The 13,611-nt window shown below is 67.1% G+C and carries 14 protein-coding genes; 13 read left to right on the forward strand and 1 reads right to left on the reverse strand.

The annotated features are described in order from the left end of the window. Positions 1 to 36: 36 nt before the first annotated feature. The 9 genes from truA (at position 37) to ITJ67_RS02390 (ending at position 7,658) form a co-directional block, all read left to right on the forward strand. Complete coding sequence (truA, locus tag ITJ67_RS02350) at positions 37 to 921, forward strand: tRNA pseudouridine(38-40) synthase TruA (RefSeq protein WP_194676602.1); 885 nt, start codon at positions 37 to 39, stop codon at positions 919 to 921. Between the two features lie 74 nt (positions 922 to 995). Beyond that, positions 996 to 1,325 carry a hypothetical protein gene (locus tag ITJ67_RS02355; RefSeq protein ID WP_194676603.1) on the forward strand — a complete coding sequence of 110 codons (330 nt, stop codon included), beginning with the start codon at positions 996 to 998 and terminating at the stop codon, positions 1,323 to 1,325. A 193-nt stretch (positions 1,326 to 1,518) separates the two neighbouring features. After that, complete coding sequence (gene rplM, locus ITJ67_RS02360; protein ID WP_104242639.1) at positions 1,519 to 1,962, forward strand: 50S ribosomal protein L13; 444 nt, start codon at positions 1,519 to 1,521, stop codon at positions 1,960 to 1,962. A gap of 26 nt (positions 1,963 to 1,988) precedes the next feature. Next, positions 1,989 to 2,474: a 30S ribosomal protein S9 gene (gene rpsI / locus ITJ67_RS02365; RefSeq protein ID WP_104242637.1), complete on the forward strand. Its 486-nt coding sequence runs from the start codon at positions 1,989 to 1,991 to the stop codon at positions 2,472 to 2,474. Positions 2,475 to 2,489: 15 nt separating this feature from the next. Continuing rightward, positions 2,490 to 3,854 carry a phosphoglucosamine mutase gene (gene glmM, locus ITJ67_RS02370; RefSeq protein ID WP_160071270.1) on the forward strand — a complete coding sequence of 455 codons (1,365 nt, stop codon included), beginning with the start codon at positions 2,490 to 2,492 and terminating at the stop codon, positions 3,852 to 3,854. A gap of 293 nt (positions 3,855 to 4,147) precedes the next feature. Then, positions 4,148 to 4,405, forward strand: a complete 258-nt coding sequence (locus ITJ67_RS02375) for an HPr family phosphocarrier protein (RefSeq protein ID WP_104242633.1) — start codon at positions 4,148 to 4,150, stop codon at positions 4,403 to 4,405. Between the two features lie 106 nt (positions 4,406 to 4,511). Continuing rightward, the gene (locus tag ITJ67_RS02380; RefSeq protein ID WP_160071271.1) at positions 4,512 to 6,044 is read left to right on the forward strand and encodes a PTS mannitol transporter subunit IICB; all 1,533 of its coding nucleotides are present in this window, start codon (positions 4,512 to 4,514) and stop codon (positions 6,042 to 6,044) included. Positions 6,045 to 6,084: 40 nt separating this feature from the next. Then, entirely contained in the window at positions 6,085 to 6,522 is a 438-nt protein-coding gene (locus ITJ67_RS20105) for a PTS sugar transporter subunit IIA (RefSeq protein ID WP_160071272.1), read from the forward strand. Continuing rightward, a complete protein-coding gene (locus ITJ67_RS02390; RefSeq protein WP_194676604.1) occupies positions 6,519 to 7,658 on the forward strand; it encodes a mannitol-1-phosphate 5-dehydrogenase in 1,140 nt (379 codons plus the stop codon). Before ITJ67_RS20105 ends, ITJ67_RS02390 begins: the two co-directional genes overlap by 4 nt. 242 nt (positions 7,659 to 7,900) lie before the next feature. On the opposite strand, the gene coaA is transcribed toward ITJ67_RS02390, so the two are convergent. After that, a complete protein-coding gene (gene coaA / locus ITJ67_RS02395) occupies positions 7,901 to 8,851 on the reverse strand; it encodes a type I pantothenate kinase (protein ID WP_194676605.1) in 951 nt (316 codons plus the stop codon). Between the two features lie 60 nt (positions 8,852 to 8,911). Between coaA and glmS the strand changes: the two genes are divergently transcribed. From glmS to tsaE, 4 genes are read left to right on the forward strand one after another with little or no spacing between them, the layout of a single operon-like run. Next, the gene (gene glmS, locus ITJ67_RS02400) at positions 8,912 to 10,762 is read left to right on the forward strand and encodes a glutamine--fructose-6-phosphate transaminase (isomerizing) (protein WP_194676606.1); all 1,851 of its coding nucleotides are present in this window, start codon (positions 8,912 to 8,914) and stop codon (positions 10,760 to 10,762) included. A 6-nt stretch (positions 10,763 to 10,768) separates the two neighbouring features. Further along, positions 10,769 to 11,143: a holo-ACP synthase gene (locus ITJ67_RS02405; RefSeq protein ID WP_104331832.1), complete on the forward strand. Its 375-nt coding sequence runs from the start codon at positions 10,769 to 10,771 to the stop codon at positions 11,141 to 11,143. After that, on the forward strand, positions 11,140 to 13,035 hold the full coding sequence (alr, locus tag ITJ67_RS20110; protein ID WP_194676607.1) for an alanine racemase: 1,896 nt from the start codon (positions 11,140 to 11,142) through the stop codon (positions 13,033 to 13,035). The genes ITJ67_RS02405 and alr overlap by 4 nt, the downstream gene beginning before the upstream one ends. Further along, a complete protein-coding gene (gene tsaE, locus ITJ67_RS02415) occupies positions 13,019 to 13,603 on the forward strand; it encodes a tRNA (adenosine(37)-N6)-threonylcarbamoyltransferase complex ATPase subunit type 1 TsaE (RefSeq protein ID WP_228502169.1) in 585 nt (194 codons plus the stop codon). The genes alr and tsaE overlap by 17 nt, the downstream gene beginning before the upstream one ends. Positions 13,604 to 13,611 lie beyond the last annotated feature (8 nt).

A 13,611-nucleotide genomic window follows, 5' to 3' on the forward strand; every position in this document is an offset into this window, starting at 1 on the left:
GTCGATAAACCGGCTCGGGTAAGGGAGGATGGGCGCATGGGGCACGGGCGAGGCAGCACACGGTTCCGTCTGGACATCGCCTACGACGGGACCGCATTCAGCGGATGGGCAGCGCAGCCGGAGCTGCGCACCGTGCAGGGTGCCCTCGAGGACGCCATCAGGCTCGTCGCACGGGAGCTTCCCGACGGTCCGCTGCTCACAGTCGCGGGCCGCACTGACGCTGGGGTCCACGCGACGGCGCAGGTCGCGCACCTCGACCTCGATGACCTCGGGGTCGAGAACGTCCGCCGCCGGTCCAGCGACGAGGTGTCCGACATCCTGCTCCGTCGGGTGAACGGGGTTCTCGGTCGTGACAGCGACGTCGTCCTCGCGGGGGTGGCGCCTGCGCCGGAGGGGTTCGACGCTCGGTTCTCGGCGATCTCCCGAAGCTACGAGTTCCGCATCGCAGATCGCCGAACCCCGCCGAACCCCATCGAGCGGCACCGTACAGCCGTCGTCCCCCGAGAGCTCGACGCAGCACTCATGCAGGTCGCCGCAGACAAGCTCATCGGCCTCCACGACTTCGCCGGCTTCTGCCGACCACGCCCGAACTCCACCACGATCCGAACCTTGCAGCGCTTCGACTGGGCACGCGACGAGCAGGGCGTCGTGGTCGCGAAGCTCGAAGCAGATGCCTTCTGCCACTCCATGGTCAGGTCGCTCGTCGGCATGTGCGCTGAGGTCGGGGCCGGGCGCATCCGACTCTCGGACGTGCCGCAGCTGCTCCAGGCGACGGAACGAAGCAGCGCCTTTCCCGTCTTGTCGGCGAAGGGGCTCACGCTCACGGGAGTGGGCTACCCGGCGGACGCTCATCTCCGTGAGCGCCAGGCCGTGACGAGGGCGCAGCGGCCCGCGCTTCGTCTTGTGGAGCCGCTCACCTAGCCTGGGGGCGCCGAGGGGCGATCTACATCTCTCGACTGATTCCCAGGAATCCTCGGAGGGTCCAGACTGGAGTCATGGTCGACCTCATCAGCTACGCAGCGCTGGCCCTGCCAGTCGCCGTCTTCGCCGTGCTGAGCGTGGTCGGCAGGTTCTGGCCGAGAGCCATCGTGCCGGCGGCCTGGACAGCCCTCGGGGTGGCAATCCTCGTTCTCGCGTATGCGCTGCTGAGCATCCTGATGCCGACGTTGGATCCGACCGATCCCGACGTCTTCCTCGGCTCCTTCTTCTTCTCTGCATCGCTCATCGCCGGGGGAGTTGGAACCATGCTCATGGTCGGCGTCTTCGGTGCGGCCGCCCGGTTCCGGACGGTTCGAGCGCGACGCCTTGCTGCCCTGTCGGTCTGAGATTGCGCCCGGGCGGCCACTGACGTAAGCTACTCAAGTTGTCTGCACTTCGGTGTCGGCTTCGAAGTTGAGCCCTCGACGGTGACGTTCGTGGTGAGGCCTCCCCGGGAGAACCCTTCCCGGAGGCTCAACCGCAACCATCACGACCGAGTGGGATTCACGACCTCCTCATTTCGACGAAAGGTGCACATCCATGCGCACGTACACACCAAAGGGCGGTGACATCACCCATGACTGGGTGGTCATCGACGCGACTGATGTCGTTCTCGGCCGGCTCGCAACCCACGCGGCAGCTCTGCTCCGCGGCAAGCACAAGGCAACCTACGCTCAGCACGTTGACATGGGCGACTTCGTCGTCGTCATCAACGCAGAGAAGGTCGCGCTGACGGGCTCCAAGCTCCAGAAGAAGCTCGCCTACCGCCACTCGGGTTACCCGGGCGGACTGACGGCGACCTCCTACACGGAGATGCTCGAGAAGCACCCGACGCGCGCCGTCGAGAAGGCGATCCGCGGCATGCTCCCCAAGAACACGCTCGGACGCAACCAGCTCAAGAAGCTCAAGGTCTACGCAGGTGCAGAGCACCCGCACGCAGCCCAGCAGCCGAAGCCGTACGTCTTCGACCAGGTTGCCCAGTAGCGGCCCGAGCTAGGAAAGAGAACACAGTGGCAACCATCGCAGAGTCCATCGAGCAGCCGCAGAGCTACTCGACCGAAACCCCCGAGGCAGAGGCGGCCGTCCAGGCTCCTCGTCCGGCACTCACCGTTCCCGGTGCAGCCGTCGGCCGTCGCAAGCAGGCAATCGCCCGCGTGCGCCTCATCCCGGGAACCGGCACCATCACGGTCAACGACCGTGACATCGCCGACTACTTCCCGAACAAGCTGCACCAGCAGCTGATCAACGACCCGTTCACGATCCTGAGCCTGGGTGGCGCGTACGACGTCATCGCACGCATCTCGGGTGGCGGACCTTCCGGCCAGGCCGGTGCGCTTCGTCTCGGCATCGCACGCGCTCTCAACGAGATCGACCGCGAGAACAACCGCCCCGAGCTCAAGAAGGCTGGCTTCCTGTCACGCGACGCTCGCGTCAAGGAGCGCAAGAAGGCCGGACTCAAGAAGGCCCGTAAGGCGCCTCAGTACTCGAAGCGCTAAGTCCAGACATTTCGAATGCCTAGGCTTTTCGGAACGGACGGGGTTCGTGGGCTTGCGAACGACCACCTCACGGTCGAGCTCGCCCTCAGCCTCGCCCAGGCCGCTGCCATCGTGCTCGCGACATCAGCTCGCGAGCACGGGCGGCGGCCTCGTGCTGTTTTAGCCCGCGATCCGCGGGTTTCAGGTGAGTTCATCTCTGCCGCCGTGGCGGCGGGACTCGCCTCCTCTGGCGTCGACGTGCTCGACGCGGGGGTCATCCCGACGCCCGCAGCGGCGTTTCTCACCGCCGAGATCGGGGCCGACTTCGGCGTCATGATCTCGGCCTCCCACAATCCCGCGCCTGACAACGGGATCAAATTCTTCGCTCGCGGCGGTCGAAAGCTCGCCGACGACCTCGAGAACCAGATCGAGGCGCTGCTCGGCGGGGAAAAGCTCACCCCGACGGGAGCTGGGGTCGGAAGCATCGAGCGTTTCGCCGATGCCGAAGACCGATATGCCCTGCACCTGCTTCGCAGCCTGCCGCTCCGCGAGGACGGCACCTCGCCACTCCGTGGACTCCACGTGGTCCTCGACTGCGCGCACGGTGCCGCGGCCGGCGTCTCGCCCGAGGTCTTCACTGACGCGGGCGCTCAGGTCACGGTCATCGGCAACGCGCCGAACGGACTCAACATCAACGAGGGTGTCGGATCGACGCACCTCGGCGAACTCGCTCGCACGGTCACGGAACTCGGAGCGGACCTGGGCATCGCCCACGACGGAGACGCCGACAGGTGCCTTGCCATCGACGCCGACGGCAAGGTCGTCGACGGCGACCAGATCATGGCCATCCTCGCGGTCTCCATGCGTCGGCGCGGCGCGCTGCGCGAGGACACCCTCGTCGCCACCGTCATGTCGAACCTCGGCCTCAAGATCGCGATGCGTGAAGCCGGTATCCGCATGATCGAGACCAAGGTCGGTGACCGGTACGTCCTCGAGGAGCTGAACGAGCGGGGGCTCGCCCTCGGCGGGGAGCAGTCCGGACACGTCATCCTCACCGACTTCGCCACTACGGGTGACGGCATCCTCACCGGTCTGCACATCGCGGCCGAGATGCGGCGAACCGGCAAGACGCTGGCCGAGCTCGCGTCCGTCATGCGCGTCTACCCGCAGGTGCTCATCAATGTGCCCGGCGTCCGCAAGGAGGACTGCGCGAGCGACGAGCCTCTCCAGGCCGCGGTCGCCCAGGTCGCCCTCGAACTCGGTGAGACCGGACGCGTCCTGCTGCGGCCATCCGGAACGGAGCCGCTCGTGCGCGTCATGATCGAAGCGGGGGAGCAGGAGACCGCGCAACGTCACGCCGAGGCTCTCGCCGCAGTTGTCCGTGAGCGGTTGGCGCTCTAAGGTCCGCGCTCTGCGAGGTCTCTGATCTCGAGCCGCTCGGACAGAATCTCAGAACGAGGTCCCGCTCCACCGTCATCTGGTGGAGCGGGACCTCTTTCTCGTTCTGCGGGACACCTCTTGACCTGCCAGCTTCGAAGCGGCCAACCTCAGAGAGTCTCTCGGTCCCGGCTCCCACCCGAGTGTGAGAAAGAAACAAGCGCCGAGGCAAAGTTTTGGTGACAATCTCGCATCTGGGGCTTCTCGCGTAGATAAGCTCAACACGCGGAAATCCCGCCACACCTAAGGAGCTCTCCATGATCGAACGCAAGATCACCGTCGCCTCGGAGCACGGACTTCACGCACGTCCCGCAGCGATCTTCGTGCAGGCAGCCACCGAAGCCGGCGTCCCCGTGACGATCGCCAAGGGCGACAAGAGCGTCAACGCGGCCAGCATCCTCGGTGTCCTCTCACTTGGCGTGTCCAAGGGCGACGAGATCACCCTCTCCGTCGACGGCGACGAAGCTGTCGCCGACCAGCTCGTGACTCTCCTGGAGACCAACCACGACGCTTGAGCCGCCGCGCGCGCTCATGGCCGTTCGGCCAATTCTTGAAATCCGGGAACGGTCACACTGACCTTTCCCCTCCTATCCCCGCGCATGGGGATTGCTTGGAGCAATAATGACTGCAGAAGCCACAACGGCAACCCAGCAGAAGGGTGCCCGAGTCGGCGTCCAACGCTTCGGTGCCTTCCTCTCCGGCATGGTCATGCCGAACATCCCGGCGTTCATCGCCTGGGGCCTCATCACCACCCTGTTCATCGAATCCGGTTGGCTCAACCTCCTCTTCCCGGAAGGCGCCTCCGTGTGGGGAGTCCTCGGCGGCTGGGGCGAGAACGCAGACGGCGAGGCGAACCTCGGGCTCGTCGGCCCGATGATCACCTACATGCTTCCCCTTCTCATCGCCTACCAGGGCGGCAAGATGGTCTACGACACGCGAGGCGGCGTCGTGGCAGCGATCGCGACCATGGGTGTCATCGTGGGCGCAGGAATCCCGATGTTCATCGGCGCCATGATCATGGGCCCGCTCGCAGCGTGGATCATGAAGAAGGTCGACAGCATCTGGGACGGCAAGATCCGCGCCGGCTTCGAGATGCTCGTCAACAACTTCTCGGCTGGCATCCTCGCGATGCTCCTGGCTCTCGCCGGGTTCTTCGCGATCGCTCCAGTCATCACGTGGCTCACCGAGCGCCTCGGTGAAGGCGTCGACTTCCTCGTCGAGGCCGGTCTCCTCCCGCTCGCGAGCGTCCTCATCGAGCCCGCGAAGATCCTCTTCCTCAACAACGCAATCAACCAGGGTGTGCTCACGCCGCTCGGTATCGCGCAGGCTGAGGATGCGGGGAAGAGCATCCTGTTCCTCCTCGAGGCGAACCCGGGCCCCGGCCTCGGTCTGCTCCTCGCGTTCTGCTTCTTCGGTGTCGGCGTCGCACGCGCCAGCGCACCCGGCGCAGTCATCATCCAGTTCCTCGGCGGCATCCACGAGATCTACTTCCCGTACGTGCTCGCCAAGCCCGCTCTGATCCTCGCCGTCATCGGCGGTGGCGCGACGGGTGTCCTCACGAACGTGATCTTCGGCTCCGGCCTCGTCGCTCCGGCCTCGCCCGGATCGATCTTCGCGATCCTGATCATGACGGCCCCGGGAAGCCACATCGGCGTCATCCTGTCCGTCATCCTCTCGGCGGCGGTCACCTTCGTCATCGCCGCGGCGATCCTCCTCGCCTCGCGCAAGAAGGATCTCGCTGCCGACGCGTCCGGAGCCAACAGCTTCGCCGACGCCGTCGCGCAGACCGAGGCGAACAAGGGCAAGAAGTCCGATGCGCTCTCCGGCCTCGCCACTCAGGCAGGCGGCGGGGGTCTCGCGACCGACACGCGCACGATCACGAACATCGTGTTCGCGTGCGACGCCGGAATGGGCTCGAGCGCCATGGGCGCATCCGTGCTCCGCAACAAGATCAAGAAGGCCGGAATCGAGGGCGTGACGGTCAAGAACGTCTCCATCGCGAACCTCGACAGCACGCCCGACCTGATCGTCACCCACCAGGACCTCACCGACCGGGCGAAGCTCAAGTCCCCAGAAGCCATCCACGTCTCCGTGGAAAACTTCATGAACAGCCCCCGGTACGAGGAAGTCGTGGCTCGACTCTCCAACAGCTGAGCTGCTGAAGATTCGGACACCCAACGAAAGGAACCCTGAAGTGGCAGACGTACTCAGCCTTGACAGCATTCGCCTCGGCGGAACCGCGCGCACGCGAGAAGAAGCCATCACGGAAGCGGGTGAGCTGCTCGTCGCGGCTGGCGCCGTGACGCAGGACTACATCCAGGCGATGCACGACCGCGAGCAGAGCGTCTCGACGTTCATGGGCAACTACCTCGCAATTCCGCACGGCACGAACGAGGCCAAGGACACCATCCTCGGCTCCGCGCTGTCCGTCGTCCGGTACGACGAGCCCATCGACTGGGGCGGAAACGAGACCCGCTTCGTCATCGGCATCGCAGGCAAGGACGGAGGCCACCTCGAGATCCTGTCGAGCGTCGCCATCGTGTTCAGCGACGAGGACAACGTCGAAGCTCTCCTCAAGGCGGAGACGCCGGAAGAGCTGGCGCAGCTCCTTGGGGACGTGAACGAGGAATGAAGGCAGTCCACATCGGCGCGGGCAACATCGGTCGCGGCTTCATCGGGCTCGTCCTGCATGAAGCCGGGTACGAGGTCGTCTACGCCGACGTCAACGCCGATCTCATCGGCGCGCTCCAGGCCGTCGACACCTACACGGTGCACGAGGTCGGGCCTGCAGCGAAGAGTCACGTCGTCGATCGCTTCAGGGCGATCAACTCGGCGACGCACGAGGACGAGGTCGTGCAGGAGATCGCCACTGCCGACATCGTCACGTGCGCCGTCGGGCCGAACGTGCTCCGCTTCATCGCGCCCGTCATCCGCAAGGGCCTCGCGGCCCGCGCGGCTGACGCGCCGAAGCTGGCGGTCATGGCGTGCGAGAACGCGATCGGTGCATCCGACACGCTCAAGGGTCTTGTCCTCGAAGGTGCCGAGGAGCTCGACGCCCGTGCGGTCTTCGCCAACACGGCCGTCGACCGCATTGTCCCAGAGCAGGCCGTTGAGGGCGTCGACGTCACCGTCGAGGACTTCTTCGAGTGGACGATCGACCGGACACCGTTCGCTGGTGCCGAGCCGAGCATCCCGGATGCCCACTTCGTGGACGACCTGAAGCCGTTCATCGAGCGCAAGCTCTTCACCGTGAACACGGGGCACGCGACTATCGCGTACCACGGCTTCGTGGCGGGCGCGACGAACATGCAGGACGCGCTGGCCATCTCTGCGGTCGCGTCCGAGGTCGAGGCCGTGCTCGGTGAGACGAGCCGCGTGCTCGTGTCGCAGTTCGGGTTCTCGGAAGAGGACCACGCCGAGTACGTCGCCACGACGCTCTCGCGCTTCGCCAACCGCGATCTGCCGGACCAGCCCGCACGTGTGGGCCGACAGCCGTTGCGCAAGCTCTCCGCGAAGGAGCGCTTCGTGCGGCCTGCCTCGGAGGCCGAGGCTGCGGGACTCCCGTACGACGCGCTCGTGCGAGCGATCGGTGCGGCTCTCCGCTTCGACTTCCCGGCCGATCAGGAGAGCGTCGAGCTGCAGCAGAAGCTCGCGACGCTCGACGCGGAGACGTTCACGCGGGAGGTCACCGGCCTCGAAGGCGGCGCGCTCTTCGCGGCGGTCGTCGCCGAGGTCGAGCAGGCGCAGGCCGAACGCGTGGCCGCGTGATGTTATGACAGCTGGTCTGTCGTGAAGAAGCCCCTCCCGAGTTCGCTCGGGAGGGGCTTCTTTCTTCTTCCGGGTGCCCGTCTCTGAAGCGTCCCGTCGTCGGTGCCCTCGCCCGCTCCGCCGCCGTCTGCGTCGTTGTCGCCTCGGGATGGGAAAGTCCCTCCTATGGCGAGAAGTTTCCAGCACGAAGCGACTTTTCCATCCGGAGACGACGGGCGGGCGGGATGAACCCTCAGGGGGGCTCAGACCTTGCGGAGCAGGACGCTGCGGACCGTGTGGTCGCTCGACTTCCGCAGCACGAGCTGAGCCCGTGACCGAGTCGGCATGACGTTCTCGCGCAGGTTCGGACCATTGATGCGCGACCAGATGCTGCGGGCGTGCTCGAGGGCCTCATCCGTGCTCAGCTCGGCGAAGCGACGGAAGTACGAGCGAGGGTTGGTGAACGCCCCTCGCTGCAGCGACAGGAAGCGCTGCTCGTACCAGCGCGCGATGTCCTCTGACCGGGCGTCGACGTAGATGGAGAAGTCGAACATGTCGCTCACCGCGAGTGAGTGAGCGCGGGGCGGCTGAAGCACGTTGAGGCCCTCGACGATGAGCACGTCCGGGCGATTGACGACGATCTCCGCATCCGGGACGATGTCGTAGCTCAGGTGCGAGTAGAACGGCGCGCGCGCCTCCGCCGCGCCGCTCTTGACCTTCGTGATGAAGCGGAGGAGCGCACGCTGGTCGTACGACTCGGGGAAGCCCTTGCGCTCCATGAGCCCGCGTCGCTCGAGCTCGGCGTTCGGGTAGAGGAAGCCGTCCGTGGTGACGAGCTCGACTCGGGGTGTGTCCTCCCAACGGCGGAGAAGCTCGCGAAGCAGCCGCGACACCGTCGACTTGCCGACTGCGACCGAGCCGGCGACACCGATGACGAAGGGCGTGGAGGCGCTGCGCTCGCCGAGGAAGCCGCTCGTCGCACGGTGCAGCGAACGAGCGTTCGAGACGTACAGGTTGATGAGGCGGGAGAGCGGCACGTAGACGTCGCGCACCTCGTCGAGGTCGAGGTGGTCGCCGAGGCCGCGCAGCCTGATGAGGTCTGATTCGTCGAGCGACATCGGCGTCGACGGTGCGAGATCGGCCCAGTCCTGGCGGAGGATCTCGACGAAGGGCGAGTCTCCTCCGCTGCGCGGAATCTGACCAGTTGCGGACATAGAAGGCGAGTCTAGTGCGGTGTCCGGCCCCGGAAGAGCGGTGCCCCTAAGATGGCCCGTATGTGCGGAATTGTTGGTTACGTTGGTCCACGAGAGAGCCTTGACATCCTGATGGGCGGCCTCGCAAGACTCGAGTACCGGGGGTACGACTCCGCAGGTGTCGCGGTCATCGACGACGAGGGACGGATCGAGACCCGCAAGCGTGCGGGCAAGCTGAAGGTGCTGCGCGATGACCTGGAGCGCAACGCGCTGCCGGATGGCCATACCGGCATCGGCCACACCAGGTGGGCGACGCATGGTGGCCCGACGGACGCGAATGCGCATCCGCACCTCGCCGATGGTGGCAAGCTCGCCGTCATCCACAACGGCATCATCGAGAACTTCGCCGAGCTGAAGACCGAGCTCGTTGAGCTCGGCTACACCTTCGACTCGGAGACCGATACCGAGGTCGCGGCCGTCATGATCGGCCACGTCTACCGCGAGGTGGGAAGCCTCGAGCAGGCGTTCCGCGCAGTGGTGCGCCGTCTCGATGGAGCGTTCACGCTCATCGCGGTACACGCCGACGAACCCGGCCTCATCGTCGGTGCGCGTCTGAACTCTCCGCTTGTCATCGGGCTCGGCGACGGGGAGAACTTCCTCGGTTCGGACGTGGCCGCGTTCGTCGAGTACACGCCCCGCGCGCTGGCTGTCGGCCAGGAGCAGATCGTGCTCGTCCGTCCCGACTCCGTGAACATCACGACGTTCGATGGCGAGCCAGCTACTGCGGAGGCCTTCGAGGTCTCGTGGGACGCGTCAGCTGCCGAGAAGGGCGGCTGGCCGAGCTTCATGGCCAAGGAGATCGACGAGGACCCCGAGGCCGTGGCGAACACGCTCCGGGGCCGGATCGTCGAGGGCCGCGTGCACCTTCCCGACCTCGACGCGCTCGGGGAGGACTTCTTCAACGACATCCACCGCATCATCATCGTCGCGTGCGGCACGGCCGCCTACTCGGCCCAGGTCGGTGCGTACGCCATGGAGAAGTGGGCCCGCGTGCCCGTCCAGGTCGAGCTCGCGCACGAGTTCCGCTACCGAGACCCGGTTCTCGACTCCCGCACGCTGATCGTGTCGATGAGCCAGTCCGGCGAGACGATGGACACGCTCATGGCGGTCCGCTATGCGATGTCTCGCGGCGCGAAGACGCTCTCCATCTGCAACACGCAGGGCGCGACCATCCCGCGCGAGTCCGATGCGGTTGTCTACACGCATGCAGGGCCGGAGGTCGCTGTCGCGTCGACGAAGGCGTTCCTCGCCCAGATCACGGCGCTCTACCTGCTTGGCATCTACACGGCAACGATGCGCGGAACGATGGCGGATGAGCGCCGCGAGGAGCTCCTGACGGAGTTCCAGACGATCCCGGAGAAGGTCCGAACGGTCCTCGGTGTTCGGGAGCGCATCCACGAACTCGCGAACTGGATGGCGGACACCCGCTCCGTGCTGTACCTGGGGCGCAACGTGGGCTACCCGATTGCGCTCGAGGGTGCGCTCAAGCTCAAGGAGATCGCCTACATCCATGCGGAGGGCTTCGCTGCCGGCGAGCTCAAGCACGGCCCGATCGCGCTCATCGAGCCCGGCCAGCCGGTCTTCGTGATCGTGCCGAGCCCCCGCCACGACGACACGCTGCACCCGAAGATCGTCTCGAACATCCAGGAGATCCGTGCGCGCGGAGCCCGAGTGCTCGCGATCTGCGAGGTCGGCGACGCGGCCGTGCTGCCGTACGCGGACGAGGTCATCGCGGTTCCCCCGACGGAGCCCTTCTTCGAGCCGCTGCTCGCGGTCGTGCCGCTCCAGATCTTCGCGATCGAGCTCGCCACGGCGAAGGGGCTCGACGTGGATCAGCCTCGCAACCTGGCGAAGTCCGTCACCGTCGAGTAGCTGAGCGTGATCGTCGGTATCGGTGTCGACACGGTGGAGCTCGCGCGGTTCGCGCGGGCTCTGCAGCGTGCCCCGCGCCTCCGCGAGCGTCTCTTCGCGCCGGCCGAGCGGGACAGGTCGCTGGCGTCTCTCGGCGCTCGGTTCGCTGCACGAGAGGCCGCGGTGAAGGCGCTCGGCGGCATCGGCTCGCTCAGCTTCCTCGACTTCGAGGTCGAGAGCGGGCCTGCTGGTCGTCCCGAGTTCGCCGTGACGCCCGCGCTGCGCGCGCATCTCGAGCTGGTGGGGGTCGATCACCTGCACCTCTCGCTGACACATGAGCGCACGACCGCGACGGCCTTTGTCATTGCCGAACGTGGGGCCTCGGCTGGGGCCGGCTCGTGAGCGGCGCTCGCGTCGATATCGATCTCGATGCTGTCCGGGCGAACGTCCGGGCGATCGCGGAGCTCACTGGCACGCCGCTCCTTGCGGTCGTCAAGGCGAATGCGTACGGACACGGGGCGCCCGACGTGGCTCGTGCCGCGCTCGAGGGAGGCGCTGAGCGTCTCGGCGTCGTCGACCTCCGGGAGGCCCTAGCACTCCGGGAGGCGGGTATCACTGCGCCGATTCTGGCGTGGATGCACGGGGCTCGCACCGACTGGCTCGCCGCGTTGGATGCGGAGATCGAGCTCGGTATCTCCTCGCTCGCGCAACTCGAGCTCGTCGACATCGGCCTGGGTCGTCTCGAGCACTCTGAGCGCTGTGTGGTCGTCCACCTCAAACTGGACACGGGCCTCGGGCGCAACGGGATCAGCCCGGCGGAGTGGGAGTCGGCGTTCACGAAGGCGGCGGAGCTCGAGGGGCGTGGGCTCATCCGCCTCGAGGGACTGTTCAGCCATCTGGCTGGTGCGGGTACTGATGCGGATCGTGCTCAGCTCGCTTCGTTCGAGCGTGCGCTCGAGCTCGCGGCTCGGCGTGGACTGACTCCGTCGGTGCGTCACCTCGCCGCGACGGCCGGTTCGATGTCGCTGCCGGAGGCGCGCTTCGATCTCGTGCGCCTCGGAGTCTCCCTGTACGGCCTCTCGCCGTTCTCCGCTGACACGGATTGCCCGGTCGAGCTGAGGCCCGCCCTGTCGCTGAGCGCCCCGATCTTCGAGGATCAGCGCGGCTTCAGGGTCGATCTCGGGCACGCTGCCGGTCTGCCGCCGATCGAGCCTGGCTCCCTGGAGCTCGCCGATGACACCGGTGCTCGTTGGAATGTCGTCGCCCTCGACACCCTCGAGTTGCGAGTCGAACCGCTCGAGGGAACCGTGTCGGCGTCCGGACGTCTGGACCGCAGCGACGAGCCGCCTCGGCTGCTGGTCATCGACGCGGCAAGCTCGGCGAGCGCGGACGCATGGGCCTCCGCCGCCGGGACCATCAACTACGAGGTCGTCACCCGGTTGAGCTCACGCCTCCCGCGCCGCTCCTCGGGCGCGAGCTCTCCTGCCGAGCCTCACCATGTGGCTGCTGCCGCTCCGGACGAGGAGGCGGGGCTCGCGCTTGCGCCCCGCCGCGAGCTCTGGGTCGACGTCGACATGCTGCACGCCCGCATGGGCGAACGGGCACGCGACCTCGCGGCGGCGCTGGGGAACGGCATGGGGGCGCGCCACGCGGCCAGGCTCTTCAGCGTCGACGTCTCCGCCGACGCCTACGGACTCGGTGGTGCTCTCGTGGCCGGTCTGGCACTCGAGCACGGCTTGCTGCCACTCGTCGCGGCCAACACGGACCTCGCGAACGTCGGGAAGGCGGCACGATCGAGCACGCTCGTCGACCACGAGCGGACCAGGGATCCTGGCAGCCGTGGAATCTACAGCTTCGACGAGCCGAGCGAGCCGCTTCCTGTCGCGCTCACGACGGAGCTCGTGCACGTGAAACGGGTGACAGCGGGCCACGGTGTCTCCTACGGCTACGACTGGGTGGCCGAGGAGTCCACGACGCTCGGGCTCGTGCCGCTCGGCTATGCCGACGCCATCCCGCGCAGGGTCGCGGGGCAGGGTGAGGTTGTCGTGGGTGGCCAGCGCCGGCCGATCGTCGGCCGAGTCGCCATGGATCAGGTCGTCATCGATCTGCAGGACCAGGAGGCATGGATCGGCATGCCGGTCTCGGTGTTCGGGCCTGAACCCGGTGATATCCACCTCCAGGAGTGGGCGTCGTGGTCAGCAGTGTCGCCGCAGGCGTTCGTGGCGGCGCTCGGGCCGCGCGTCGTGCGGCGGGAACGTCGCGATGGAGGAAGGGCGGATGGGTGTGGGCACTGACCTGACTCCGAGCATCACGGTGGAGCTCGCGACCGCGGATGACATGATGCGCGCGGGAGAGCTCATCGGCGCGCTGCTGCTCGCGGGCGATGTGCTCGTGCTGACGGGGCCGTTGGGCGCGGGCAAGACGACGTTCGCGCGGGGCCTCGGGGCTGCGCTCAACGTGCGGGGTCCGGTCACGAGTCCGACCTTCGTGCTGGCGCGCACGCATCCTTCGCTCGGAGCGGGGCCCGAGCTCATCCACGTGGATGCGTACCGTCTCGGCGATCCAGCCGAGCTCGACGACCTCGGTCTGGATCTGGCTGCCAGCGTCACCGTCGTCGAGTGGGGGCGCGAAGCGGTTCCGCTGATCACCGACCGCTGGCTGGAGATCACGATCGACCGTTCCGCGGCATCCCCGCCGCTCGAGCCCGAGGTCATCGAGGGGCCCGGTGGTGCCGACTGGAGCGATGACGAGCCGTTGGACCCGCGCCGCGTCACGCTCACGGTCGTGGGTCCGTGGGATCGTCCGATAGCCGCCGCCCTCGGGGACGCGCTGCGGACCGAGTTCGGTGTGGTCCCCGCGTAGAATCACTC

Source organism: Pseudoclavibacter sp. VKM Ac-2867, assembly GCF_015351275.1.
Taxonomy (GTDB): domain Bacteria; phylum Actinomycetota; class Actinomycetes; order Actinomycetales; family Microbacteriaceae; genus Pseudoclavibacter.